The 22,621-nt window shown below is 74.8% G+C and carries 25 protein-coding genes; 11 read left to right on the top strand and 14 right to left on the bottom strand.

Translation table 11 applies throughout. The features are described from left to right. Window positions 1-313 precede the first annotated feature (313 nt). The 7 genes from GVV04_RS00525 to GVV04_RS00495 all read right to left on the bottom strand — a co-directional run bounded on the left by GVV04_RS00525 (window position 314) and on the right by GVV04_RS00495 (window position 6,263). Window positions 314-637, bottom strand: coding sequence for a YchJ family protein (locus GVV04_RS00525; RefSeq protein ID WP_407938750.1), 324 nt, complete (start codon window positions 635-637; stop codon window positions 314-316). Between the two features lie 254 nt (window positions 638-891). Beyond that, entirely contained in the window at window positions 892-1,554 is a 663-nt protein-coding gene (locus GVV04_RS00520) for a C39 family peptidase (protein WP_161683745.1), read from the bottom strand. A 368-nt stretch (window positions 1,555-1,922) separates the two neighbouring features. Further along, on the bottom strand, window positions 1,923-3,032 hold the full coding sequence (locus tag GVV04_RS00515) for a magnesium and cobalt transport protein CorA (protein WP_161683744.1): 1,110 nt from the start codon (window positions 3,030-3,032) through the stop codon (window positions 1,923-1,925). 75 nt (window positions 3,033-3,107) lie between these two features. After that, window positions 3,108-3,743, bottom strand: a complete 636-nt coding sequence (locus tag GVV04_RS00510; RefSeq protein ID WP_161683743.1) for a class F sortase — start codon at window positions 3,741-3,743, stop codon at window positions 3,108-3,110. An 87-nt stretch (window positions 3,744-3,830) separates the two neighbouring features. After that, complete coding sequence (locus GVV04_RS00505) at window positions 3,831-4,313, bottom strand: LPXTG cell wall anchor domain-containing protein (protein WP_161683742.1); 483 nt, start codon at window positions 4,311-4,313, stop codon at window positions 3,831-3,833. 193 nt (window positions 4,314-4,506) lie between these two features. After that, window positions 4,507-5,172 carry a response regulator gene (locus GVV04_RS00500; RefSeq protein ID WP_161683741.1) on the bottom strand — a complete coding sequence of 222 codons (666 nt, stop codon included), beginning with the start codon at window positions 5,170-5,172 and terminating at the stop codon, window positions 4,507-4,509. Next, the gene (locus tag GVV04_RS00495) at window positions 5,169-6,263 is read right to left on the bottom strand and encodes a sensor histidine kinase (protein ID WP_161683740.1); all 1,095 of its coding nucleotides are present in this window, start codon (window positions 6,261-6,263) and stop codon (window positions 5,169-5,171) included. The genes GVV04_RS00500 and GVV04_RS00495 overlap by 4 nt, the downstream gene beginning before the upstream one ends. A gap of 200 nt (window positions 6,264-6,463) precedes the next feature. On the opposite strand from GVV04_RS00495, the gene GVV04_RS00490 reads away from it, so the two are divergent. Further along, a complete protein-coding gene (locus GVV04_RS00490) occupies window positions 6,464-6,901 on the top strand; it encodes a DUF6069 family protein (protein WP_161683739.1) in 438 nt (145 codons plus the stop codon). 162 nt (window positions 6,902-7,063) lie between these two features. Then, the gene (locus GVV04_RS00485) at window positions 7,064-7,996 is read left to right on the top strand and encodes a TauD/TfdA family dioxygenase (RefSeq protein WP_161683738.1); all 933 of its coding nucleotides are present in this window, start codon (window positions 7,064-7,066) and stop codon (window positions 7,994-7,996) included. Window positions 7,997-8,071: 75 nt separating this feature from the next. On the opposite strand, the gene GVV04_RS00480 is transcribed toward GVV04_RS00485, so the two are convergent. Next, the gene (locus GVV04_RS00480; RefSeq protein ID WP_161683737.1) at window positions 8,072-8,581 is read right to left on the bottom strand and encodes a DinB family protein; all 510 of its coding nucleotides are present in this window, start codon (window positions 8,579-8,581) and stop codon (window positions 8,072-8,074) included. A gap of 95 nt (window positions 8,582-8,676) precedes the next feature. On the opposite strand from GVV04_RS00480, the gene GVV04_RS00475 reads away from it, so the two are divergent. Beyond that, window positions 8,677-9,210: a GNAT family N-acetyltransferase gene (locus GVV04_RS00475; RefSeq protein ID WP_161683736.1), complete on the top strand. Its 534-nt coding sequence runs from the start codon at window positions 8,677-8,679 to the stop codon at window positions 9,208-9,210. 12 nt (window positions 9,211-9,222) lie between these two features. Here GVV04_RS00475 and GVV04_RS00470 read toward each other — a convergent pair whose 3' ends face one another. Then, on the bottom strand, window positions 9,223-10,050 hold the full coding sequence (locus GVV04_RS00470) for a class I SAM-dependent methyltransferase (RefSeq protein ID WP_161683735.1): 828 nt from the start codon (window positions 10,048-10,050) through the stop codon (window positions 9,223-9,225). A gap of 87 nt (window positions 10,051-10,137) precedes the next feature. Between GVV04_RS00470 and GVV04_RS00465 the strand changes: the two genes are divergently transcribed. Both GVV04_RS00465 and GVV04_RS00460 read left to right on the top strand, forming a co-directional pair. Then, window positions 10,138-11,031: an aldo/keto reductase gene (locus GVV04_RS00465; protein WP_161683734.1), complete on the top strand. Its 894-nt coding sequence runs from the start codon at window positions 10,138-10,140 to the stop codon at window positions 11,029-11,031. Window positions 11,032-11,076: 45 nt separating this feature from the next. Continuing rightward, a complete protein-coding gene (locus tag GVV04_RS00460) occupies window positions 11,077-12,270 on the top strand; it encodes a lycopene cyclase family protein (protein WP_161683733.1) in 1,194 nt (397 codons plus the stop codon). Window positions 12,271-12,287: 17 nt separating this feature from the next. Here GVV04_RS00460 and GVV04_RS00455 read toward each other — a convergent pair whose 3' ends face one another. Next, window positions 12,288-13,388, bottom strand: a complete 1,101-nt coding sequence (locus tag GVV04_RS00455; RefSeq protein WP_161683732.1) for a serine hydrolase domain-containing protein — start codon at window positions 13,386-13,388, stop codon at window positions 12,288-12,290. 94 nt (window positions 13,389-13,482) lie between these two features. On the opposite strand from GVV04_RS00455, the gene rnhA reads away from it, so the two are divergent. The 3 genes from rnhA to GVV04_RS00440 all read left to right on the top strand — a co-directional run bounded on the left by rnhA (window position 13,483) and on the right by GVV04_RS00440 (window position 15,466). Next, the gene (gene rnhA, locus GVV04_RS00450) at window positions 13,483-13,956 is read left to right on the top strand and encodes a ribonuclease HI (RefSeq protein WP_161683731.1); all 474 of its coding nucleotides are present in this window, start codon (window positions 13,483-13,485) and stop codon (window positions 13,954-13,956) included. An 86-nt stretch (window positions 13,957-14,042) separates the two neighbouring features. Then, the gene (locus GVV04_RS00445; protein WP_161683730.1) at window positions 14,043-15,260 is read left to right on the top strand and encodes a cytochrome P450; all 1,218 of its coding nucleotides are present in this window, start codon (window positions 14,043-14,045) and stop codon (window positions 15,258-15,260) included. A gap of 14 nt (window positions 15,261-15,274) precedes the next feature. Beyond that, a complete protein-coding gene (locus tag GVV04_RS00440; protein ID WP_161683729.1) occupies window positions 15,275-15,466 on the top strand; it encodes a ferredoxin in 192 nt (63 codons plus the stop codon). Window positions 15,467-15,494: 28 nt separating this feature from the next. On the opposite strand, the gene GVV04_RS00435 is transcribed toward GVV04_RS00440, so the two are convergent. From GVV04_RS00435 to GVV04_RS00425, 3 genes are all read right to left on the bottom strand, one after another. Then, complete coding sequence (locus tag GVV04_RS00435; protein WP_161683728.1) at window positions 15,495-15,725, bottom strand: hypothetical protein; 231 nt, start codon at window positions 15,723-15,725, stop codon at window positions 15,495-15,497. Between the two features lie 190 nt (window positions 15,726-15,915). Beyond that, window positions 15,916-16,845, bottom strand: a complete 930-nt coding sequence (locus tag GVV04_RS00430) for a pentapeptide repeat-containing protein (protein WP_328822137.1) — start codon at window positions 16,843-16,845, stop codon at window positions 15,916-15,918. Window positions 16,846-16,981: 136 nt separating this feature from the next. After that, window positions 16,982-17,401 (bottom strand): VOC family protein, encoded by a 420-nt coding sequence (locus GVV04_RS00425; RefSeq protein ID WP_161683727.1) that lies wholly within the window; start codon window positions 17,399-17,401, stop codon window positions 16,982-16,984. Window positions 17,402-17,712: 311 nt separating this feature from the next. Here GVV04_RS00425 and GVV04_RS00420 point away from each other — a divergent pair, with 311 nt between their 5' ends. From GVV04_RS00420 to GVV04_RS00410, 3 genes are read left to right on the top strand one after another with little or no spacing between them, the layout of a single operon-like run. Next, a complete protein-coding gene (locus GVV04_RS00420) occupies window positions 17,713-19,218 on the top strand; it encodes a flavin-containing monooxygenase (RefSeq protein WP_161683726.1) in 1,506 nt (501 codons plus the stop codon). Window positions 19,219-19,251: 33 nt separating this feature from the next. Continuing rightward, window positions 19,252-20,184: an SDR family NAD(P)-dependent oxidoreductase gene (locus GVV04_RS00415; RefSeq protein ID WP_161683725.1), complete on the top strand. Its 933-nt coding sequence runs from the start codon at window positions 19,252-19,254 to the stop codon at window positions 20,182-20,184. 31 nt (window positions 20,185-20,215) lie between these two features. Then, complete coding sequence (locus GVV04_RS00410) at window positions 20,216-21,067, top strand: alpha/beta fold hydrolase (RefSeq protein ID WP_161683724.1); 852 nt, start codon at window positions 20,216-20,218, stop codon at window positions 21,065-21,067. Between the two features lie 6 nt (window positions 21,068-21,073). On the opposite strand, the gene GVV04_RS00405 is transcribed toward GVV04_RS00410, so the two are convergent. Next, window positions 21,074-22,519, bottom strand: a complete 1,446-nt coding sequence (locus GVV04_RS00405; protein ID WP_161683723.1) for a cryptochrome/photolyase family protein — start codon at window positions 22,517-22,519, stop codon at window positions 21,074-21,076. Window positions 22,520-22,621 lie beyond the last annotated feature (102 nt).

The following is a 22,621-nucleotide window of genomic DNA, read 5'->3' as shown; positions in this document are numbered from 1 at the left end:
GGACCGGACGCAGGTGGTGCCGAGGGAGTCCGGCTATGACCCCGATCGGACGCAGGTGGTCGTGGCCGGTCAGGATCCTGACCGGACCCAGGTGGTGCCCCGGCTGGCCGGCGAGGGTGTCGAGCCTATCCAGCCGGTGGTCCCGTATGCCGGGGCGGAGCCGGCCTCGCCGTTTGCGCAGCGCGGCGGCGACCACGATCGGTTGCCGGGCGACGCCACGGTGGTCATTCCCCGGCCGGACGGGGAGGCCTCTGCTCGCTGAGGCCGGGGCGCGGGGTGGATGGGCAGCGGGCCCGGTCCGCCCCGCGTCTGGTCAGTCCGGCAGCGCGTCGACGTAGACCCAGCGGCCGTCCTGGCGGGTGAAGCGGCTGTGTTCGGTGAGCGTCCCGGGCTGTCCGTCTTCGCGGTAGTGGGCCCGGAACGTGACAGTGCCGGCGTTGTCGAACAGGCCGCCGTGCTCGGCTCCGAGGATCTCCAGCCGGGTCCACCGCTGGCCGGGGTCGAGGCGCAGTCGTTCGGGTCGGGTCGAGGAGTGCCAGCTGCGCAGCAGGTAGGCGGTGTGGCCGGTGGCGAATGCGCTGAACCGGGATCGCATGAGCGCTTCGGCGGTGGCTGCGTCGGTCTTGCCTTGGTGCAGCGGTCCGCAGCACTCCGGGTAGGGCAGGCTGTTCCCGCACGGGCAGGGTCTGTTCGCGTCTCGGGGTGCGCCGCCCCGGGCGGGTTTTTTCGCCACGTCTCCATCCTGCCGCAGCGGTCGGGACGCCTGGGCGGGGGTTCCTGGCTCTGTCCCGGGCTCCCGGCTTCGCGTGGTGGCCGTGGGGCATGGTCGGCTGACCCGCAACGACAGGGCCGACCCCGTGGTGGGGTCGGCCCTGTCGTTGTTGTGGTGGGTCAGGAGGTGGCGTAGCCGCGGGTGGCGATCCAGTCGGCAAGACTGTCGACGGTGACCTCGTAGCTGGCCTGGTCGGGGTTGGCCGAGTCGGCGATCCTCACGATGTGGCCGTTGTCGCGGTAACCGACGACGCTGATGTAGTGACCACCCTCGAACGAGTGGACGCCGCCGTTGACGTCGGTGGCGGTGCCGGCGATGTTGGCCACCACCGCGCGACCGTCGTCAACGGTGCGCACGACGTCGGCGCGCAGCTTGTCGGTCTGCCCGTCGTCGGCCTTACCACTCTTGATCTCGACACTGCGGTACGCGTCGGCCTTACCGGTCTCCTTGTTCAGCACCGGGGTGATGTCGTTGATCGAGTCGGTGCCGTCCTCGGTGGTGCCCATCTCCTTCGCCATCGCGTCGACGCTGATGGCCTTACCCTGCACCGACAGGGCATTACGCGCGGCAGCCGGCCCACAGAAGTAGAAGTTCGGCTGCGCCTCGTACCGCACATCAAGCTGACGCTCCCCGCCAGCCTTACCATCGGCCCGCACCGAAACGACGGCGGCCTTCTCCACCGGAGCCGCCTGCGCGGCGATGGCGGGAACGGCGACACCACCAGCGGTGGCGGCGAACCCAGCAGCGGTCAGAACAGTCTTACGGATCAGATCGGTACGCATAATGGCGTGCTCCTCTGGTCGGGGGACACGCGGCGACATCCGCCGGGGGACGACATGCGCCGCGAGGGGGGGATCAGATCAGGGGGACAGCCCGGCGATCCGGGGGACCTGCTCGGGCGTCCGGGGGGTGTAACCATCCCGGCCGGCCCCGCATTCCACGAGGCCCCGGTGCCGGGGAGCTGCCCCGGGCCGGTCTCACCCGGGTGAACCATGTACAACGCCCCCGATCCCCCACCGATTCCACACCCACGGTGACCCCGACCACCGACCCATCCAGGCAAACGGACATCCATCCCCGGACCGGACATCCGCCCTCCGGCGTGGGAGGGGGTGTGCTGGCGGGCCTGATGTGGTGGTTGGGTGGCGGGTCAGAGCCAGCCGGAGCGGCGGAAGAGTCGGTGCAGGGTCAGTGCGGCGGTTGCCATCACCAGGAGCGCTCCCGGGTAGCCGTAGCGCCAGTGCAGTTCGGGCATGTTGGTGAAGTTCATGCCGTAGATGCCGGCGACGGCGGTCTGGGTGGCGGCGATCGCCGCCCAGGCGGCGATCTTGCGCATGTCGTTGTTCTGTTCGACGGCCAGTTGTGCCAGCCGGGACTGGAGGATCGAGTTGAGCAGGTCGTCGTATGCGCCGACCCGGTCGACGGCCCGGGCGAGGTCGCTGTCCACGTCGGCGAACCAGTTGTGCAGGGCGGGGGGTGGGCCGTCGGGTTGCTGCCCGAGCAGCGCCCGTAGCGGTGCCTGTAGCGGCAGGACTGCCCGTTTGAATTCGACGATTTCGCGCTTGAGTTGGTAGATCTGCTGGATGTCGGCGGAGCGGTCGCGGGCGAAGACCGTTTCCTCCAGCCGTTCCAAGTCCGTCTCGACGTTTCCGGCGACCTCCAGGTACAGCTCGACCATCCGGGCGCACACCGCGTACGCCACCGCCCAGGGGCCTTGGGTCAGCACGGCCGGGCGGCGTTGGACGTCTTCGCGGACCGTGGCGAGCGCTCCGGCGGCGCCGTGTCGGACGGTGATGACGTACCGGTCGCCGAGGAACACCATCACGTCGCCGGTGTCGATCACTTCGGAGGTGTCGGTCAGTTCGGTGTGTGCGACGTAGCCGGCGGTGCGTAGCACCAGCAGCGTCACGTCGCCGTATCGTTGCAGGGTCGGCCGGTGTCCGTCGGTGAGGGCCTGCGTGACGCTGTGCTCGTCGAGGCCGAAGGTCGATGCGACGGCGGCCATCACCGCGGGTGTCGGTTCGTGTAGGCCCAGCCAGACGAAGGACCGCCGGTCGCGGCGGCGTTGCGCGTGCGCCTCGGCGTAGTGCGGGCGCCCGGGCTGGCGTCGTCCGTTGACGTAGACGGCGCAGTCGACCACGGCGTCCGGGTTGGACCGTGTGTCGGTTGGTGTGGGGTCCGCGACCGGCCGGTTCCATGGGTGGCGCAGCAGGGCGGGCAGTTGCCCGAGCCATCGGGCCCGTGCGGGTCGCTGGTCCACCGCTCACCTCCGCCATGCCGGGACTGACGGCAACCGTAGGCGATCTCCCGGCGGTTGGTGGTCCGGGGGCGGCGGTCAGGGGAGCAGGGTGGCGAAGACGACGACGTTGTCCAGGTAGGAGCGGGTGTGTTCGTCGAACCGGCCGCCGCAGGTGATCAGGCGCAGCCGGGGTGCGGTGCCCGCACCGTAGACGAGGTCGGTGGGGAATCGGGTCTTCGGGTACGACCCGATGCCGTCGACGGTGAAGGTGGCGGTCCGCGCGTCGGAGCGGGTGACGTGGATGCGGTCGCCGGGCTGGAGCCGGCTGAGGGCGTAGAAGACCGCCGGTCCGGTCTCGCGGGAGTCGACGTGTCCGACGATGACGGCGTTGCCGGCTTCGCCGGGGCTGACCCCGAGGCGGTACCAGCCGGCGACGGTGGGTCGGTCGGGCGGTGGGACCTCCAGTTCGCCGGTGGCGCTGGCGCCGACGGGCACCAGGTCGGCGTGTACGTGGATCGCTGGGATGGTGATCTGGGCCGGTGTGGCGTGGGGCAGCGGTGTCCCGGGTGCGGTGCCGCTGCCTTCCGCCGGATCGGTGTTGGTGCCCGGGGCGGCCCGGGGTGGTGGTGGGTGGGTGCGGGTTGCCCCGAGGGTGAGTAGTCCGCCTCCGGCGACGCCGGCCAGCGCGATCAGCGCCACGGCGGTCCGTGGGACCCGGTCGCCGGTGGGCATGTGCGTCTCCTTCGGGTGTGCGGGGGGTGCCCGCGGCGGCGTGGGCCGGCGCGGGCACCCGTCTCAGGATGGTGGTGAGGTAGGTCGTCAGGCGTGGGTGGCCGCGTGGCGTCGGCGGCGTACCAGGAGCAGCGCGCCGGTGGTCGCGGCCCCGATGAGGGTGCCGCCGGCGGCCAGCAGGCCGTGGTTGTCGGCGTCGGTGCCGGTGCCGGCCGGGGCCCCGCCGATGGGGGTGACGGTGAATGTCGCGCTGCCGGAGGAGGTCCCGTCGCCGCAGGTCGCCGTGACCGTGTAGGTGCCGAGGGTGAATCCGGCGGTGAACAGTTCGGCGCTGAGTCCGCCGCCTGCGGCGGCGGTGGTGGATCGGACGTTCTGGTCGCGGTCGGGGCCGGTGACGTGGAAGAGCGCGTCGCCGGACTTCGGGTTGCAGGTTGAGGTGAGCACCACGGTCCCGCCGACGGGGGTGGTGGCCGGTGACACCGTGGTGTCGGCGAGCGCGGCGGCCGGGAGCAGGAGCGTGCCGAGACCCACGCCGAGCGCCGCCGATCCGAGAATTGACTGTGTCTTCATTCGCGTCTTCCCTCACTTTTCGTCCGCTGACTGCGTGGGACGTCGTTCGGGTGGCCAACTCCGTGACTAGCACCGGTGTGCCCAACACTAGGAGGGTTGGCCCCCCGATCGGGTGAAAACGAGAATTCTTCGTTGCCGTCACGTGTCCACCCGGGCGGCGTGAGAGCTGCGGAAACGGAGGTGCTGGCGTGCGTCAGCCCGGCGGTCCGGGTCGTACCAGGCCGGTCTCGTAGGCGAGGACCACGGCTTGGACGCGGTCCCGCAGGCCCAGCTTGGTGAGCACGGCGGACATGTGGGTCTTCACCGTGGCGGTGCTGACGTACAGCCGGGCGGCGATCTCGGCGTTGGACAGCGCCTGCGCGGCCAGCACGAGCACCTCCGTCTCCCGGGCGGTCAGCTCGGCGAGGCGCCGGGGCGCCTGCGGGTCGGCGGGGAGCCGGTCGACGTACCGGTCGAGCAGCCGGCGGGTCACCGTCGGGGCCAGCAGGGCGTCGCCGCGGGCCACGACCCGTACCGCCTCGGCGAGGTCGGCGGGCCGGGTGTCCTTGAGCAGGAAGGCGCTGGCGCCGGCCCGCAGCGCGGCGAACACCGGTTCGTCCAGGTCGAAGGTGGTGAGCATGATGACCCGGGCGGGGTTTCCCCGCGCCACCAGGTCCCGGGTGGCCTCGATGCCGTCGCGGCGGGGCATCCGCACGTCCATCAGCACCACGTCGGGGCGGTGCCGCTCCGCCAGGGTGACCGCCTCCACGCCGTCGGCGGCTTCGCCCACCACGGTCAGGTCCGGCCGCGCCTCGATGATCATGGCAAGGCCGGCGCGGATCAGGTCCTGGTCGTCGGCGATGAGCACCCGGATCGTCACCGGACCTCCCGCACGGGGAGCTGGGCGCGGACCCGGAACCCGCCCGCCGGCAGCGGGCCGGCCTCCAATGTGCCGCCCAGCAGCCGGGCCCGCTCGCGCATGCCGACGACGCCGCGGCCCAGCCCCGTGGTCGACCGGCGGTGTGGGCCCGAGCCGTCGTCGACGACCTCCACCCGCAGATCGCCGTCGTCGTGGCGGATGGTGACGTCGACCCGGCGGGCCCGGCCGTGCCGCAGGACGTTGGTCAGCGACTCCTGCACGATCCGGTACGCCGACAGCTCCACCCCGTCGGGCAGGGCGCCGCCGACGCCGGTGCGGTCGACGGTGACCTGCACCCCGGCCGCCCGGACCGCCTCGACGAGGGTGTCGAGCTGGGCCAGGCCGGGCTGTGGCCGGTTCTGTTCGGCCCCGTCGTCGTACGCGCTGAGCGCCTGGAGCATCGCGCGCAGCTCGGTCAGCGCGGAGCGGGCGGCTTCCTGGATCGACCCGAGCGCGGCGCGTGCCTGGTCCGGCCGCAGCTCCAGCACGTCCTCGGCGGCGGCGGCCTGCACGGCGATGACCGCCACATGATGCGCCACCACGTCGTGCAGCTCGCGGGAGATCCGGGCACGTTCGGCCACGGCGACCTGCCGGCGCAGCGCGTCGCGGCGCTCGGCGTGGCCGCGTTGCACCTCGCCCAGCGCCCAGGCCGCGACGAGGCCGGCCAGCGCCAGCAGCAGGTCCCGGCCGCCGCCGTCGATCAGTTTCCAGGGTGTGCCGGCGGCCAGCAGCCCCAGCGCCGCCAGGGACACCCGTGGCGGACCCAGCCGCGCCAGGTAGGCCAGCGGCGCGGCCACCAGGCCCAGCCAGCCGAGCTGCGGGCAGAGGACTTCCAGGCCGACGCCCGCGACCGTCGCCACCGCCAGCGCCGCCACGGGCCGCCGGCGGATCCACAGCAGGCAGCTCGCCTGCGCGGCGGCCAGCCCCCACGCCGCCACGAGGCCACCGCCGGACTGCACGACGACGGCGACGGGCAGTGACACGGCGAGGGCGGCGAGGGCGAGACCGGCGTCGACCAGCAGAAGGACGGTGGGGCGGGACCAGCGGTACATGCCCGGAATGGTAGGCGGGCCCGACGCCGGGCTCATCGGCCGTGAGACGGAGATCCGGCCGTCCCCCCGTCCTGGGACGGAGCGTCGAACCGGTCCCGCAGCCGATCCGCGTGGGACGCGGCCCCGCCTACCGTGCTGGAGAACGCAGAACACCGGGCGGCGCACGCCGACACCCGGCCCACCACAGGAGGCGCAACGCGATGATCACCGACACGACCGGCCGGCCGGCCACCACCGCATCCTGCGTGGCGGCCCGGCGCCGGACCCGGGCCCTGGCCGTCCTCGCCGCGACGGCGGCCACCCACACCGTCTGGTACGCCGCCACGGGGCTGGCCGGTATCGACGTCGAGGTCCGGTCGGGCACCGGGCCGCAGCCGTTGGCTCCGGGGGCGGTGGCCGTCGCCACGCTGCTGGCCGGCCTCGCCGGCTGGGCGCTGCTCGCCCTGCTGGAGCGTCGGACCCGGCGGGCGCGTGGGGTGTGGACGGCGGTCGCGGTCGCGGTCCTGCTGGTCTCGCTGGCCGGGCCGGTGACCGAGGGCGTCGGGACGGCTTCGACGGCGACGCTGCTGGCCCTGCACCTCGTGGCCGGGGCCGTCCTGATCCCGGTGCTCGGCCGAGGCGGCGCCCGACGCCCCTGACCGGGCAGAGGCCGGCAGGGTGCCGAACGGTCGGGCACCAGCGGGCGTGGTCCGGCCGGCGTTTATGCCCCTGGCAGAGCGTGCCGCGTCCGCACACCATGCCGGTCCAGACTGGAGGTGACGCCCGGCCGTCCCGGCCGGGCCCGACCCGGGGGAGGCGCCGTGGCGGTGATCGACCAGGTGCGGGGGCCGGCCGACTGGCGGGCCGACCAGCTCGCCGACGGCGGGCGGTGGCGGTTCACGGTCGACGACGCCCAGCGCGCCGAGCTGCGGGCCGCCGTCGCCGCGGTGGGGGCCGCGGGCGTACCCCTCGACGGGTTGTCCCGGGCCGACTTCCCGCTGCCGGCCCTCGGCCCGGAGCTGGACCGGCTGGCCGCCGAGGTGACCGGCGGCTGCGGCGTCGGGATGGTGCGGGGCCTGCCCGTCGCCGGGTTGACCGAACGCGGGTGTGAACTGCTCGCCCTCGGCGTCGCCGCGCACCTGGGCCGGCTCGTCCCGCAGGGGCCCGACGGCGTGCTCCTGCGGCACGTCCGCGACCGGGGGGCCGACCCCGACCGGCCGACGACCCGCAGCTACGAGCATCGTCGTGGCGTCGGGTACCACGCCGACCCGACCGACGTCGTCGCCCTGCTCTGCGTCCGGCCGGCCCGCAGCGGCGGGCTCAGCACGGTCGTCAGCTCGGTGGCGGTGCACAACGAGGTCGTGCGCACCCGCCCCGACCTGGCCCGGCTGCTCTACCAGCCGTGGTGGCACGACCGGCGCACCGGCGACGGGCCGGACAGCTTCGTCCAGCGGCCCGTGTACGCCCGCGACGGCGATCGCCTCGCCGCCCACTACGGGCCGGACTACATCCGCTCGGCCCAGCGGGGCGCGCACGTGCCGCCGCTGACCCCGGGGCAACGGGAGGCGTTGGACGTCCTGGACCGGCTGCACGCCGACCCTCGGTTCTTCCTCGGCATGGATCTGCGGGCCGGGGACATGCAGTTCCTCGACAACGGTGTCGTGGTGCACGCGCGCACCGCGTACGAGGACCATCCCGAGCCGGAGCGGCGCCGCGACCTGATCCGGCTCTGGCTGGACACCGGCCGCCGCTGACCCGCCCGGCTCGGCCGGCGGGCAGCGGGACGGGACGCCGGCGCGACCAGCCCGACGGCTACCCCCAGCGGGCGGTCACTTGCCCGTGCGGCCGTCGATCAGCTCGCGGACGACGTCGAGGTGCCCGGCGTGCCGCGCGTACTCCTGCAGCACGTGGAACAGGATCGCGGCCAGCGTCGGCCGGGCGGCCGGGTCGGTGAACCGCCCGCCGAGGGCGGCCGGCGCGTCCAGCGCGGTGCTCCCGACGATGCTCCTGGTCCGCGCCCCGCCGTGGCGCAGCGCGGCCAACACGTCGGCCACCGACTCGTCGGGGCCGACGTGCCAGCGCCCGTCCACCCGGTCGCCCCACGGGTCGGGCATCGGCTCGCCGAGGAACCCCCACACCAGCCAGCGGCGTTCCATGAACGTCAGGTGCCGGATCAGCTCGATCGGCGTCCAGCCCGACGGCACCCGCACCGAGCGGGCCTGCGTGTCGGTCAGCCCGGCGAGTCGGTCGGCCACGGTCTCCCGGTAGGAGTCCAGGTAGGTGAGGAAGAGGGTGGGCACGTCCGACGACGGCCCGGGCTCCGGCAGTGGCAGGCTCATGGCGGGGAGTATGCGCCATGGCCGGCCCGGCGACCGTGAGCGCCGTCGCCGTCGCGGCCACGGAAACCCCTCGACCCCGGCGGTACGGTGGGTCGATGATCAAGATTCGGACCGAACGGCTGGTGCTGCGGGGCTGGCAGGACAGCGACCTGGCGCCGTGGGCGGCGATGAACGCCGACCCGCAGGTGCGCGAGTTCCTCGGCCCGCCGCTGACCGCCGAGGAGTCCGCCGCGTCCGCCCGCCGCTTCCAGGCCGACCTCGACGCCAGGGGTTACGGCTTCTGGGCCGTCGAGGTCCGCGACACCGGCGAGTTCGTCGGCTTCGTCGGCCTCGACGACGTCGACGAGGGGATGCCGCTCACGGGCGTGGAGGTCGGCTGGCGGCTGGCCCGTACCGCCTGGGGCCACGGCTACGCCACCGAGGGCGCCCACGCCGTTCTGCGGCACGGCTTCGGCGATCTCGGGCTGCCCGAGATCGTCGCGATCACCGCCGCCGGCAATGTGCGCTCCCAGGCGGTGATGCGCCGCCTGGGCATGACCACCGACCCGGGTGAGGACTTCGACGACCCCGAGGTCGAGTCGGGCCCGCTGCGCCGCAGCGTGCTGTACCGCCGGCGCGCGGGCGCGTGACCCCACCCCGGGTCAGCCGCGCAGGCGGGCCTGGAGCGTGTACGTCTGCGGCAGCCGCCAGGGCCGGTCGGCAAGGCGCCACTCGCCGGGACCGGCGCGTTCCGTCCGCCCCGGCAGGGCGTCCCACGGGGCGCTGTCGTGCTCGGCGAGCATGGTCAGCTCGAACCCCGCGTCCAGCAGGGCGGTGACGACCTCGCCGAGCCCGTGGTTCCACTCGTGGGTGACGTTGTGCGTGAACGTCTCCTCGGTCGTCACGTACGTCCCCTGGGCCTGGAACACCGTCGGCTCCGGCCGCTCGAAGTATGGGAACTCGACGGTGAGCGGCCCGTCGGGGCGGGCGTCGTCGACCGTGAACAGCATCGGGTGGCCCTCACGCAGGAACAGCCGCCCGCCGGGGCGCAGCAGCGCGGCGACCACCGACGCCCAGCGGCGGATGTCGGGCAGCCAGCACAACGCCCCGACGCCCGTGTAGACGAGGTCGAAGCCGCCCGGCTCCAGGGCCTCCGCCGCGTCGTACACGTCGGACTCGACGAAGTCGACCGCCGCGCCGGTGCCGGCGGCGAGGCGGCGGGCCTCGGCCAGGGCGGTGGGGGAGAAGTCCAGCCCGGTCATCCGGGCCCCCAGGCGGTGCAGCGACACGGTGTCGGTGCCGATGTGGCACTGCAGGTGCACCCCGCGCAGGCCGGTGAGGTCGCCCAGGCGCGGCTGGTCGAAGCGGACCACCTCGCTGAGGTGCCCGGGGTCGGCGAGGAACCGGTCCAGGGCGTAGTCCGGCGACTTGGCGTGGGCGGGCGCCCGCTCGTCCCAGCTGGCCCGATTGACGCTGCGATAGTCCGTCACGGCGCGACGGTCCCACAGCCGCCGCTTCGGGTTCAACGGGGATTCACGGGACGGCGGCGGCCCCCGACCCATGCCACAATCATGATCATGGAAACGGGGATCATCACCGCGGACGCCGCGGGCACCTGGACGCTGGGCGACCTGACCGTCAACCGGATCGGCTTCGGCGCGATGCGGCTCACCGCGACCGCCGACGGCCGGCCCAGCGACCGGGACCGGGCGATCGCGGTGCTGCGCCGGGCCGTGGAGCTGGGCGTCAACCACATCGACACCGCCGCCTTCTACTTCTCGCCGCTGCGCTCCGCGAACGAGCTGATCAACGCGGCCCTCGCGCCGTACCCCGACGACCTGGTCATCGCCACCAAGGTCGGGCCGGGCAAGGACCCGTCGGGGCGGTGGCTGCCGCTGGCCCGGCCGGACGAGCTGCGCGGCCAGGTCGAGGAGAACCTGCGTCAGCTCGGCCGCGACCACCTCGACCTGGTCAATTTGCGTCAGGCCGGCCTGGAGTCGGTCGCCGAGCACGTCGGGGCGCTCGCCGAGCTGCGCGACGCCGGCCTGATCCGGCACCTCGGCATCTCCAACGTCCGCCCGCACCACCTGCCCCAGGCCCTGGCCGTCGCCCCCGTGGTCTGCGTGCAGAACGCGTACGGCCTCGGCTTCCGGCCCCGCCACGACCAGTTCGTCCGCGACTGCGCCGCGCAGGACGTGGCGTACGTGCCGTTCTTCTCCATCGCCACCACGGGCCGGGAGGCCGGCGCGAGCGGCGACGAGGACCCGGAGGTCCGGGCGGTCGCCGCCGCCCACGGGGTGTCCACCGCCCAGCTGCGGATCGCCTGGGCGCTGCACCGCAGCCCGAACATGCTGGCCATCCCCGGCACCGGCAACCCGGAGCACCTGGCCGCCAACGTGGCCGCCGGGGCGCTGCGGCTCACCGCCGACGACCTGGCCCGGCTGGAGGCCGTGCACCAGCGCGGCGAGTGACGCCCGAGTGACGCCCCCGGTCGGGCGGTGTGACAGCGTGTCGGGGTGAACGATTCCGCGCCGGTCGCCGTCGACCTCGCCCTGGTCGGCGGCGGCGGGGCCGGGTCCCTCGTGCTGGCCGCCCTGGACCGGCACGGCGTGCGAGGGCTGCGGGTCGCGGTCGTCGACCCGGTGCGCAGGCGCGGCCAGGACCGCACCTGGGCGTTCTGGGGCCGCCCCGGCGGTGACCTGGACCCGCTGCTCAGCGCGAGCTGGGGTCAGGTCGAGGTGACCACCCCGGCCCGCCGCCGGGTGCTCGACCTCACCCCGCTGCGGTACGCCATGCTGCGTTCCGCCCCGGTCTACGCCCGGGCCGCCGACGCCGAGCGGCGCCTCGGGGTGAGGCGGATCGACGCGGCGGTGACCGGCCTGGACGACGACGGCACCGGGGTGCTGATCCGGGGCGACGACGGGATCCCGCTGGCCCGGGCGTCCTGGGTGCTCGACTCCCGCCCCCACCCGCCGGCCCGGCCCGGCCGCACGTCCTGGTTGCAGCACTTCCGTGGCTGGTGGGTGGAGTCCGGCGGGCCGCTGTTCGACCCCGCCCGGGCGGTGCTGATGGACTTCCGCACCCCGCAGCCCGGGCGGGGCGTCTCCTTCGGCTACGTGCTGCCGGTCAGTGACCGGTATGCGCTGGTCGAGTACACCGAGTTCTCCCCGGACCGGCTCACCGACGACGGGTACGACCGGGCGTTGCGCGGCTACCTCGGCCGGCTCGGCCTGGACCCGGCCGCGCTGACGGTGCGGGAGGTGGAGGACGGGGTGATCCCGATGACCGACGCCCCGTTCCCGCGCCGCCCCTCGCCCCGGGTGGTCCGCCTCGGCACGGCCGGCGGCGCCACCCGCCCGTCCACCGGTTTCACCTTCTCCGCCATGCTGCGCCAGGCCGACCAGGTGGCCCGCGCGCTGGCCGCCGGCCGGCCGCCGGTGCCCGCGCCCGCGTACCCCCGGCGGCACCTGTGGATGGACGCGGTCGCGCTGCGGGCCCTGGACACCGGCCGGGTCGGCGGCCCGGAGTTCTTCGACCGGCTGTTCGACCGCAACCCCGCCGAGCGGGTGTTGCGCTTCCTCGACGGCGACACGTCGCCGGGGGAGGACCTGGCGGTGATGCGGTCCAGCCCGCTGCTGGCGATGACCTCCGCCGTCGTCGGCGACGCCGCCGGCCGGCTGCGCGGCCGGCTGCGCCGCCCCGCCGGCTGACCCGTCGCGGGGGCCGGTCAGTCGACGCGCGCGGCGACCGCGTCGCGGATCGTGCGGCGCAGCCGCTCCAGCGGGTCGCCGTCGCCGACCGCGAGCCGGTTGCGCGTCGCCGCCACGGTGAGCCCCAGGTCCGGGTACGCGAAGGCCAGGCTGCCCCCACTGCCGGCGGCGCCGAACGACCCGTCGTCGTCCACGGCGTAGCCGAGCCCCCACGCCGCCTCCTGGCCGAAGACCCACTCCGGGCCGCGCGCCGCCACCGCCCGCAGCCGCCGCGGCGAGATCAGCCGTACGCCGTCCACCTCGCCGATCAGCGCCGCGCACATCCGGGCGGCGGCCCGGGCGGTGAGGGTGCCGACGGCGGGCACGTCGGCGGCGAGCACGTCCGGGCGGGCGGCGAGGCCCGCGTCCGGGCGGACCCCCGGCGGGGCGACCCGGTCCAGGTGTGGCAGTTGGCCGGCGAACGCCTCCAGCATCGCCGAGAGGTTGCCGTCCTCCATCCGGGCCAGCCGGCCCTGCCCGGCCCGAGGTACGCCGAGGAGCAGCTCCCCGGCCACGCCGAGCGGCGCGGCCACGTCCTCGGCGAGGACCTCGCCGACCCGGCGACCGGTGACCCGCCGGACCACCTCGCCGACGATCCAGCCGAACGTCCACGCGTGGTACGCCAACCGCTCGCCCGGGGCCCACAGCGGCGCGGAGTCCGCGACGATCGCGCACATCCGGTCCCAGTCGGCGAAGTCGTCGAGGGTGGTGTCGGGCGGCAGCGCCGGCAGGCCCGCCGTGTGGGTCAGCGCGTGGCGCAGCGTGATCCGGTCCTTGCCGTGCCGGGCGAACTCGGGCCACACGTCGGCGACGCGCAGGTCGTAGTCGAGTTGCCCCTGTTCGGCGAGCACGTGCACGACCGTCGCGGTCAGGCCCTTGCCGGTGGAGACGCCGTACACGGGGGTGTCGGCGGTCATCGGCCGGCCGGTGGTGGTGTCGGCGACGCCGGCCTGCTCCTCGACGATCGGCTCGCCGTTCAGGTACGCCGCCACCTGGATCCCCGCCTCCCGCCCGGAGGAGACGAGCCCGGCGACGGTGTCGCGTACCTCGGCCCGCAGGCCGTCGAAGTGTCCGGTCATGGTGGGGCAGCCTGCCAGAGGGCCGCGGCCGGCGCCGCCCGTTTTCGACGGTCCGGTCCGTGGGGGCACGGGGCGTACCCGGTAGGTTGCGGGCATGGTGGACGCGGCGGCCGAGCGGGTCGTGGAGATCTGGACCGACGGGGCGTGCAGCGGCAACCCGGGGCCGGGCGGCTGGGGCGCGCTGCTGCGCTACGGCACCCACGAGCGGGAGTTGTGCGGCGGTGAGGCGACGCCGACGACCAACAACCGGATGGAGCTGATGGCCGCGATCCGAGCGTTGGAGAGCCTGACCCGGCCGGTGACCGTGCGGCTGCACACCGACAGCACGTACGTGCGCAACGGCATCACCGGCTGGCTGGCGGGTTGGAAGCGCAACGGTTGGTTGACGGCGGCGAAGCAGCCGGTCAAGAACGCCGACCTGTGGCAGCGGCTGGAGGCGGCCTGCGAACGGCACGAGATGACGTGGCTGTGGGTGAAGGGGCACAACGGCCATCCCGAAAACGAGCGGGCCGACGCCCTGGCCAACCGGGGGATGACCGAGGCCCGGGCGGTGACCGCAGCCAGGTGAGGCCGCGCAGCCTTGCGTCGATCCACATCGATGGGTAACGTTGCGGATCGATTGCGTCACTGACAGTTGTCACGGGAGGTGTCCGCGTGACCGCGACCGCCGCTACCGACCTGCCCCTCTGGCCGCCGACCAACCCCGACCACGGCCCGTTCGCCCTGCTCGACGAGCAGGAGCGGGGTCGCCTGGACAAGCCCGTGACCCGGGTCAGGCTGCCGACCGGCGCCACCGCCTGGCTCGTCACCCGGCACGCCGACGTGCGTCAGCTGCTGCGTCACCCCGCCTTCAGCGCCAATTTCGAGAAGCCGGGCTTCCCGCTGCTGCGTCCGCTGCCGCCCCAGTCCGAGCTGGAGCGTCAGGGCGGCTTCATCCGGATGGACGGCGACGCGCACACCCGGCTGCGCCGGATGCTCACCGCCGAATTCATGATCAAGAATGTCCGGCGGGTCGAGCCGCTGATCCAGCAGACCGTCGACGAGGCCCTCGACGCCCTCCAGGCCGCCGGCCCGCCCGCCGACCTGGTCGAGGCGTTCGCCCTGCCGGTGCCCTCGATGGTGATCTGCCACCTGCTGGGCGTCCCGTACGCCGACCACGGCTTCTTCCAGGCCCGCAGCCGCACCCTGCTCGACCGCACCGCGCCCGTGGAGCGGGTCCGCACCGAGGTCGGGGAGCTGCGGGCCTACCTGCGCGAGCTGGCCCTCGCCCGGCACGCCGACGCCGCCACCGACCTGATCAGCCGGCTGGTCCGCGACCGGGTGGCCACCGGCGAGCTCTCCGTCGACGAGCTGGTCGGCATGGCGTTGTTGCTGCTCGTCGCCGGCCACGAGACCACCGCCAACATGATCGGCCTGAGCGCCCTGCTGCTGCTGCGTGAGCCGGGACGCCTCGACGCGCTGCGCGAGGACCCGGACCGGGCCCCCGCGCTCGTCGAGGAGCTGCTGCGCTACCTCAGCGTGGTCCGCACCGGCCTGCCCAGGCTGGCTGTGGACGACGTCGAGATCGGCGGCCGGCTGATCCGGGCGGGGGAGGGCGCGATCGCCGTGCTGTCCCTGGCCAACCGCGACCCGGAGGTCTTCGGCACCGCCGACGAGTTCGATCCCTACCAGCAGGCGCACCAGCACCTGGCGTTCGGCTTCGGGGTGCACCAGTGCATCGGCCAGCCACTGGCCCGCGCCGAGCTGCGGATCGCCCTGGTCGAGCTGGCCCGCCGCTTCCCCGGCCTGCGCACCACCGCGACGCCGGAGCAGCTCTCCACCCGCGACACGTCGGTCGTGTTCGGCCTCAACAGGCTCCCGGTGACGTGGTGACCGAAGGCGGCACGATGCGGATCGAGGTGGACCGGGACCGCTGCTGCGGGTCGGGCAACTGTGTGCTCGCCGCGCCCGAGGTCTTCGACCAGGACGAAGCCGACGGCCTGGTGCTCCTGCTCCGCCCCGCCCCGCCGGCCGAGGCGGCCGACCGGGTGCGCCGCGCCGCCGACCTCTGCCCAGCCGGCGCCATCCACCTCACCTGACCCCGGTGCGGCGCCGACGTGGGTGGGGTCAGGTTTCGCGGGTGGGGTCGGTGGTGCCGGAGACGGCGTCGACGTCGTAACCGGCGCGGCTGGTCTCCCGTGCCGGGCGGGCGTCCTCGGACGGCAGGTCGGCGAAGTCGTCCCCGGTGTCCTCGGTCGTGCGCAGCGACTCGCCCGGCGGTCGCAGGGACGCCTCGTAGGCGGTCGCGCCGTCGGGTTCGTCGCTGCTGGCTCGGTCGAAGCGTTCCTCACTGGTCATGTCGCAGTCCTGCCCGCCCCGGCCTGCGGCAAACGTGCCCCGGCGGCCCGCACCGTCGCGGCCCGCCCGCTGTGGGGTCGCGGTGTTCGCTGGCCGCGTGTTTCAGCCACGCTGTCCCGGGCCGCGGCGCGCGTCCGGTGGCCGCCCGCTCAGGCGACTTCCACCGGCCGGCTCCTCGCACTCCGGCTCGTCACCGGCGGCGACCGCCGGCCGCCGGGCTGCCGCCGTCGCGGTGGGGCCTGCGGGGCTGCCGTGGCCCGGCGGGACGGCGGACCGGGGTGATCGGCAGGGACCAGTGCGCCGGCCGGGTCAGCGCCGGCGGCAGCCCGGTCCGGTGGTCGCCGCGGGCCGCGTCGGCCTGCGACTGGTGCAGGAACAGGGCCCGCCGCAGGTCCGCCCCGCGCAGGTCGGCGCCGCGCAGGTCCGCGCCGGTGAGGTCGGCGCCGGTGAGGTCCACGTCGCGCAGGTCCGCGCCGAGCAGGACGGCGCCGCGCAGGTTCGCCCCGACCAGGTCGACCCGCCGCAGGTCGGCGGCGACCAGTACGGCCCCCCGGCGGTCGAGCCCGGCCCGGTCGCCCCGGGCCAGCTCGCCGGCCCGGGACAGCAGCGGATTCACCCGCCCCCGATGCGCGTCGACGTCCAGCCCGAGCAGTTCCTGCGGGCTGCCGGCCGTGAGCCGCCGGGTCTGCGCCAACGCGTCGCCCAACTCCTCGCGCAGCGGGCCGGGCGGGGTCAGCGCGACCGCCTCGGTCAGGTACCACAGCAGCTCGTGCAGCGGACGCATGACCGCGAACGTGTCGAACATCCGCGCCGCGGTGGCCGGGGCGGACCGCCAGTCGCGGCCGGCGAAGGTGACCTGGGCGACCTGCTGCCCCGCCCCGAAGCAGTCGAAGACGGTGCACCCGGGGAAGCCCCTGTCCCGCAGGTCCCGGTGGATGCCGCAGCGGAAGTCACCGCCCAGGTTCGGGCAGGGCCGCCCGGCCGGCTTGTCGACGGCGAAGTCCGCCGACGCGGCGAAGGCGGGCGCCACGCAGCACAGCCCGAAGCACCGGGAGCAGTCCGCCCGCAGGTCGCCGCCGCCGGTGGACGGTGACGGCGCGGGCTGGGGCGTTCCGGACACGGTGGGCGTTCTCCTACGGGGCGAGGCGCCGGGGGCGGTCCCCCGGATTCCCCCATTGTCCCGCCGGCTCCCGTGCCCGAGGGCCGGGGGTGCCGGCGGTGTCGCGGCACTCCGCCGGGAAACCCGGGTCCGCCCGTCAGGCCGTCGTGGTCGTCCGGCGGACCTCCTGCACCAGCCACCCGTTGCCGTCGGGGTCGCTGAACGACAGGTAGGAGGCGTAGTCGCGCCGCTGCGGGTCCGGGCCGGGGACCCGCACCCCGCCCTCCTCGAAGTGGAAGATCTCGCTCGCCGGCAGCCCGCGCGCCAGCAGTTCCTCGCGTGCGATGTCGAGGTCCGTCACCACCAGGTGCAGGCCGCTGACGCCGCCCGCGCCGTCCGGGTCGCGCATCAGCGCGATCGAACACGCCGACCCCGGCGGGGTGAGCTGCACGACCCGGAAGTCCTCACCGGAGCGGATGTCGACGTCCAGCCGGAACCCGGCGCGCTCCTGGTAGAACTCCTTGGCCCGGTCCACGTCGGACACCGGCACCGCGACGAGTTCGAGCGTGAAGTCCATTGTCCAGCCCCCTGGCCTCGACGAGCGGTTCTGTCCGGTGCGGCGGCGGGTCCGGCCGTCGAGCCCTCGCGACATCGACAGTCTTTTTTGCCGCCTGACGAATCGTGCCGGCTCGGGGGGTGGCCGCGGCACCCCCGGTCGGTCGTACCGGGTCAGCCGTCGAACCCGACCACGCCGCCCTGGCGGCCCACCGGGGCGGAACCGGTGGATCAGCTCCCGCCGCCGGGCCCGCGGGTCCTCGGCCAGCCGTTGACCGACGTCGACGGCACTGGATATGGTCCGATCCACCGCCCTGCGACGGGAGACGCGCGATGGCCCCCGAGCACGTCGACGTGTTGATCGTCGGCGCCGGCCTGTCCGGTGTCGGCGCCGCCTGCCACCTGCGCCGCAGCCGCACCGACAAGACGTACGCGGTGCTGGAGGCGCGCGGCGCGATCGGCGGCACGTGGGACCTGTTCCGCTACCCGGGCATCCGGTCGGACTCGGACATGTTCACCCTCGGCTACTCGTTCAAGCCGTGGACGAACCCGGTGGCCATCGCCGACGGCGACTCGATCCGCGACTACGTGCGCGAGACGGCCCGCGAGTACGGCGTCGACGAACACGTCCGCTTCCACCACCGGGTGCTCGCCGCCGAGTGGGACAGCGCGACCGCCCGCTGGACGGTGCGCGCCCACCGCGACGACACCGGCGAGGACGTCACCGTCACCTGCGCGTTCCTGTTCACCTGCTCCGGCTACTACCGCTACGACACCGGCTACACCCCGGACCTCCCCGGCGCGCGGGCGTACACGGGGCGGGTGGTGCACCCGCAGCACTGGCCCGCCGACCTCGACCACACCGGCAAGCGGGTGGTGGTGATCGGCAGCGGCGCGACCGCGGTGACCCTGGTGCCGGCCCTGGCCGAGCGGGCCGCCCACGTCACCATGCTCCAGCGCTCACCGACGTATGTGGTCGCGCTGCCCTCGCGCGACGCCCTCGCCGACGCGCTGCGCCGCTTCCTGCCCCCGAAGGCCGTGCACCCGGTGGTGCGGTGGAAGAACGTGCTGTTCGGCACGGCCACCTTCCAGCTCAGCCGCCGCGCCCCGAAGCTGGTGAAGCGGTTCCTGCGGCGCGCGGCGACGGATCGGCTGCCCGCCGGCTACGACGTCGACCGGCACTTCTCGCCCCGCTACGACCCGTGGGACCAGCGGCTGTGCGTGGCCCCCGACGGCGACCTGTTCACCGCCCTCGGTCAGGGCCGGGCCTCGGTGGTCACCGACCGGATCGAGACCTTCACCGCCACCGGCCTGCGGCTCGCCTCCGGCGCGGAGCTGACCGCCGACGTGGTGGTCACCGCCACCGGCCTCAACCTGCTCGTCCTCGGCGGCATGACGATCGTCGTGGACGGCGAGCGGGTCGACCTCGCCCGGACGGTGGCGTACAAGGGCATGATGCTCTCCGGCGTGCCGAACTTCGCGCTGACCATCGGCTACACCAACGCCTCCTGGACGCTCAAGGCCGACCTCGTGGCCACCTACGTCTGCCGGCTGCTGGCCCACCTCGACGCCACCGGCCAGCAGGTCGTCACCCCGCTCGCCCCCACCTCCGGCGACCTGGAGCCGCTCATCGACCTGAAGTCCGGGTACGTGCTGCGCGGCCTCGACGTGCTGCCCAAGCAGGGCGCGGCGGCGCCGTGGCGGCTGCACCAGAATTACGCCCGGGACGTGCTGCTGATGCGGCACGGCCGGCTCGCCGACTCGGGGGTGCGGTTCTCCCGCGCGGGCGAGGCGGCCACCACCGACCGGTGGGATCCCGCCGGCACCCCCGCCGGCTGACCGGACCCCGCCGACCGAGCAGAGGAGACCGACGTGCGCAGGTTCGACTTCGCGGCCGGGACGGCCGTGGTCACCGGGGCGGCCAGCGGCATCGGCGAGGCCCTCGCCCACGGCCTGGCCCGGCGCGGCGCCGGCCTGGTCCTGCTCGACCGGGACGCCGACCGGCTCGCCGCCGTGGTGGCCGCGATCCGGGCCGACCACCCCGACCGGCCGGTCACCACCCACCTGGTGGACCTCGCCGACGCCGCCGCGACCATCACGGTGGCCGAGGAGATCCGCCGACGCCACCCCCGGGTGCGGCTGCTGATCAACAACGCCGGCGTCGCCCTCGGCGGCCGGTTCGACCAGATCACCCTCGACGAGTTCGGCTGGGTGATCGACGTCAACTTCCGGGCCGTGGTGCGGCTGACCCACGCCCTGCTGCCCGCCCTGAAGGCCGAACCCGGCGCCCACCTGGTCAACGTGTCCAGCCTGTTCGGGCTCATCGCCCCCGCCGGGCAGACCGCGTACGCGGCGAGCAAGTTCGCCGTCCGCGGCTTCACCGAGGCGCTGCGCCACGAACTGGTCGACGACGGCATCGGGGTGACCTCCGTGCACCCCGGCGGCATCCGCACCCGCATCGCGCAGAGCGCCCGGCTCGGCAGCGGCGTGCCCGCCGAGGAGTTCGAGGCCGACCGCCGGCAGTTCGAGAAGCTGCTCTCCATCGACCCCGCCGTCGCCGCCGAGGTCATCCTGCGCGGCGTCGAGCGCCGCCGGGGCCGGGTGCTGATCGGCTGGTCGGCGAAGCTGCCGGACCTGCTGGCCCGGCTCGCCCCCGCCTCGTACGGGCGGGTCCTCGCCCTTGCCCTCGCCCTCAACCGCGCCCCCCGGCCGGCCGCCGTCGCGCCCCCGACGCCCGTACCCCACCGGCCGGCCGCGCCGCCCCCCGCCCCGGCGTCGGCGGACGGCGCGGGGGAGCCGACGTGACCGGGCCGGACGGCCGGAAGGGGCAGCCGACGTGACCGGGCCGACCGACACGACCCTCACCGTCCGGGGGCGGGCGGTCCGCTGCCGGGTGGCCGGGCAGGGGCCGCCGGTGGTGCTGCTGCACGGCGTCGGCCGCACCCTCGCCGACTTCGCCGAACAGCACGACCTGCTCGCCCGCGACCACCGGGTGATCAGCCTCGACCTGGCCGGGCACGGCGGCTCCGCGCCGCTGGACGAGCCGCACACCCTGCCGGCGGTGGCCCGGGCCACCGCCGACTGCCTCGACGCCCTCGGCGTCGACCGCCCCGCCCACCTCGTCGGCAACTCCCTCGGCGGGGCGGTCGCGATGCGGCTGGCCGTCGACGACCCGACCCGCGCGGCCAGCCTGGTCCTGGTCGACAGCGCCGGCTTCGGCGCGGAGGTGACGATCGCCCTGCGCCTGCTGGCGCTGCGACCGCTCGGCCGGCTGCTGCTGCGGCCGAGCCGGGCCGTGGTCCGGCACACCGAGCGGGCCCTGTTCCACGACCGGCGGCACGTCACGCGGGCACGCCTCGCCGAGGCCCTCGCGGTGGCCCGCCGACCACACGCCGCCCGGGTGATGCTGGAACTCGTCGGCAGCCTCGGCACGGTCCGCGGTGTCGCCCCCGGGTGGCGCGCCGAACTGCTCGACGCCGTGGCCCGGCTGGACCTGCCCATCCTGGTGATCTGGGGCGACCGCGACCTGATCCTGCCCGCCGCGCACCTCGACGCCGCCCGTGCCCGGCTGCCCCGGGCCCGCGCCCACCTGTTCGCCGACACCGGCCACCTGCCCCAGGTCGAGCGGGCCGCGGAGTTCCACGGGCTGGTCACCGACTTCTGGGCCGGGCACCCCGCGCGCGGCTGAGGGCGGTCAGGGCGGGCTGCCGCCGCGCTTGTCCTCCTGGGCCAGCACCGCCTCCCGCACCTGCGGGTCCTCGCGCTCGGCCAGCTCCGCGGCGAGCCGCGGGTCGCCGGCCAGCCGCCCCCGGTTGCGGTGCAGGAAGGCGTCGAACCCCCCGGTGTACGGGCAGGCCAGGTCGCCGAGCACCGCGTCCGGCCGGTACCGGCAGCCGCCGCAGTAGTCGCTGAGCTCGTCGATGTAGCGGCCGTCGACCGCGTACGGGCGGGTGTCGACCCGGCCCAGGTCGGCGTAGCGGCTCATGCCGACCACCGTCGCGTTCATCACCCAGTCGGCGCCGTCGACGAAGCACCCCTTGAACCAGTCCGCCAGCTCCGCCGGCCGCCAGCCGCGCTGCAACGCGTAGTTGCCGAGCACCAGCAGCCGCTGCGAGTGGTGTGCCCAGGCCCGGTCCCGCACCCCGGCCAGCACGTCGGCCAGGCAGTGCGCCTCGACCGCGTCGGCGTCCAGGTCGGCGAACCAGCCGGGCAGCGGCTCGGTCGCGGCCAGCCAGTTGCCGTTCCGGAACGCGGGCTCGAAGTACCAGTAGAGCTGCCAGAGGAACTCCCGCCAGCCGAGCAGCCCCCGGATGAACGGCTCCACCGCCGACAGCGACGCGGCCCCGTCGCGCCACGCTCCCTCGGCCGCCCGGATCGCCTCCGCCGGGTCGAGCAACCCCAGGTTGAACGACGACGACAGCACGCTGTGCGCCAGCATCGGGTCGTCGACGCTCATCACCTTCTGGTAGCGGCCGTGGTCGGGCAGCCGGTGCCGGACGAAGTGCCGCAGCCGGGCGTCGGCCTCGGCGTGTGTGGCGGGGTAGCTGCGCGGCCCGTCTCGGCCGACGAACCGCATCCCCTCCTTCTCCCACCGGTCCAGATCGTCGCGCACCTCCGCGTCGATCTCGTCCTCCACGATCGGCGGGGGAGCGGGGGCGACCGTGCCGCCGGCCCGCCGGGGCCGGCGCGGCACCCGCCCCGGCGGCCCGTCCAGCACGCGGTGCTCACGGCGGGCCCAGCGGTAGAACTCGGCCATCCGCAACGGCCCCCGCCGGTACGCGTCCGCCCAGGCGGTGAAGTCGTCGCGGCTGGTGAGGAAGCCCCGGGGTGGCAGGATCGTCAGCCCCGGCACGGAACGGGCGAAGGCCAGCCCCGCCCGCGACGGCGGGTGGCACACCTCGACGGGCCCGTCGACCCGGGCCAGTGCCTCCCGGAACGTCGCGGCCCGCACCAGCAGCGCCCGGTCGCCCAGCTCCGCGGCCCGGTGACGCAGCGCGGACAGGATCAGGTGGGCCCTCTGCCGGTGCAGGGGGCGCCGACGGAACAGGTCCCGGGCCTCCACGAGCAGCACCGGCTGCGCCCCGTCGTCGAGGAAGTGCGGCCCGAGTTGATCGGCGAGCAGCCACCGGCGCGAAGACATGCGTCGATTCTGCCCAGTGCGGCGGGGCGTCGCCCGCCGTGCCGGCGTGTCCCACAAGTGGCGCACGCCACAGCGCCCCTCCCTCGTCCAGGTGACGATCGG

The sequence above is a fragment of the Micromonospora rubida genome, assembly GCF_009908295.1.
GTDB classification, from domain to species: domain Bacteria; phylum Actinomycetota; class Actinomycetes; order Mycobacteriales; family Micromonosporaceae; genus Micromonospora; species Micromonospora rubida.
This window is presented reverse-complemented; position numbering and strand designations above follow the sequence as displayed.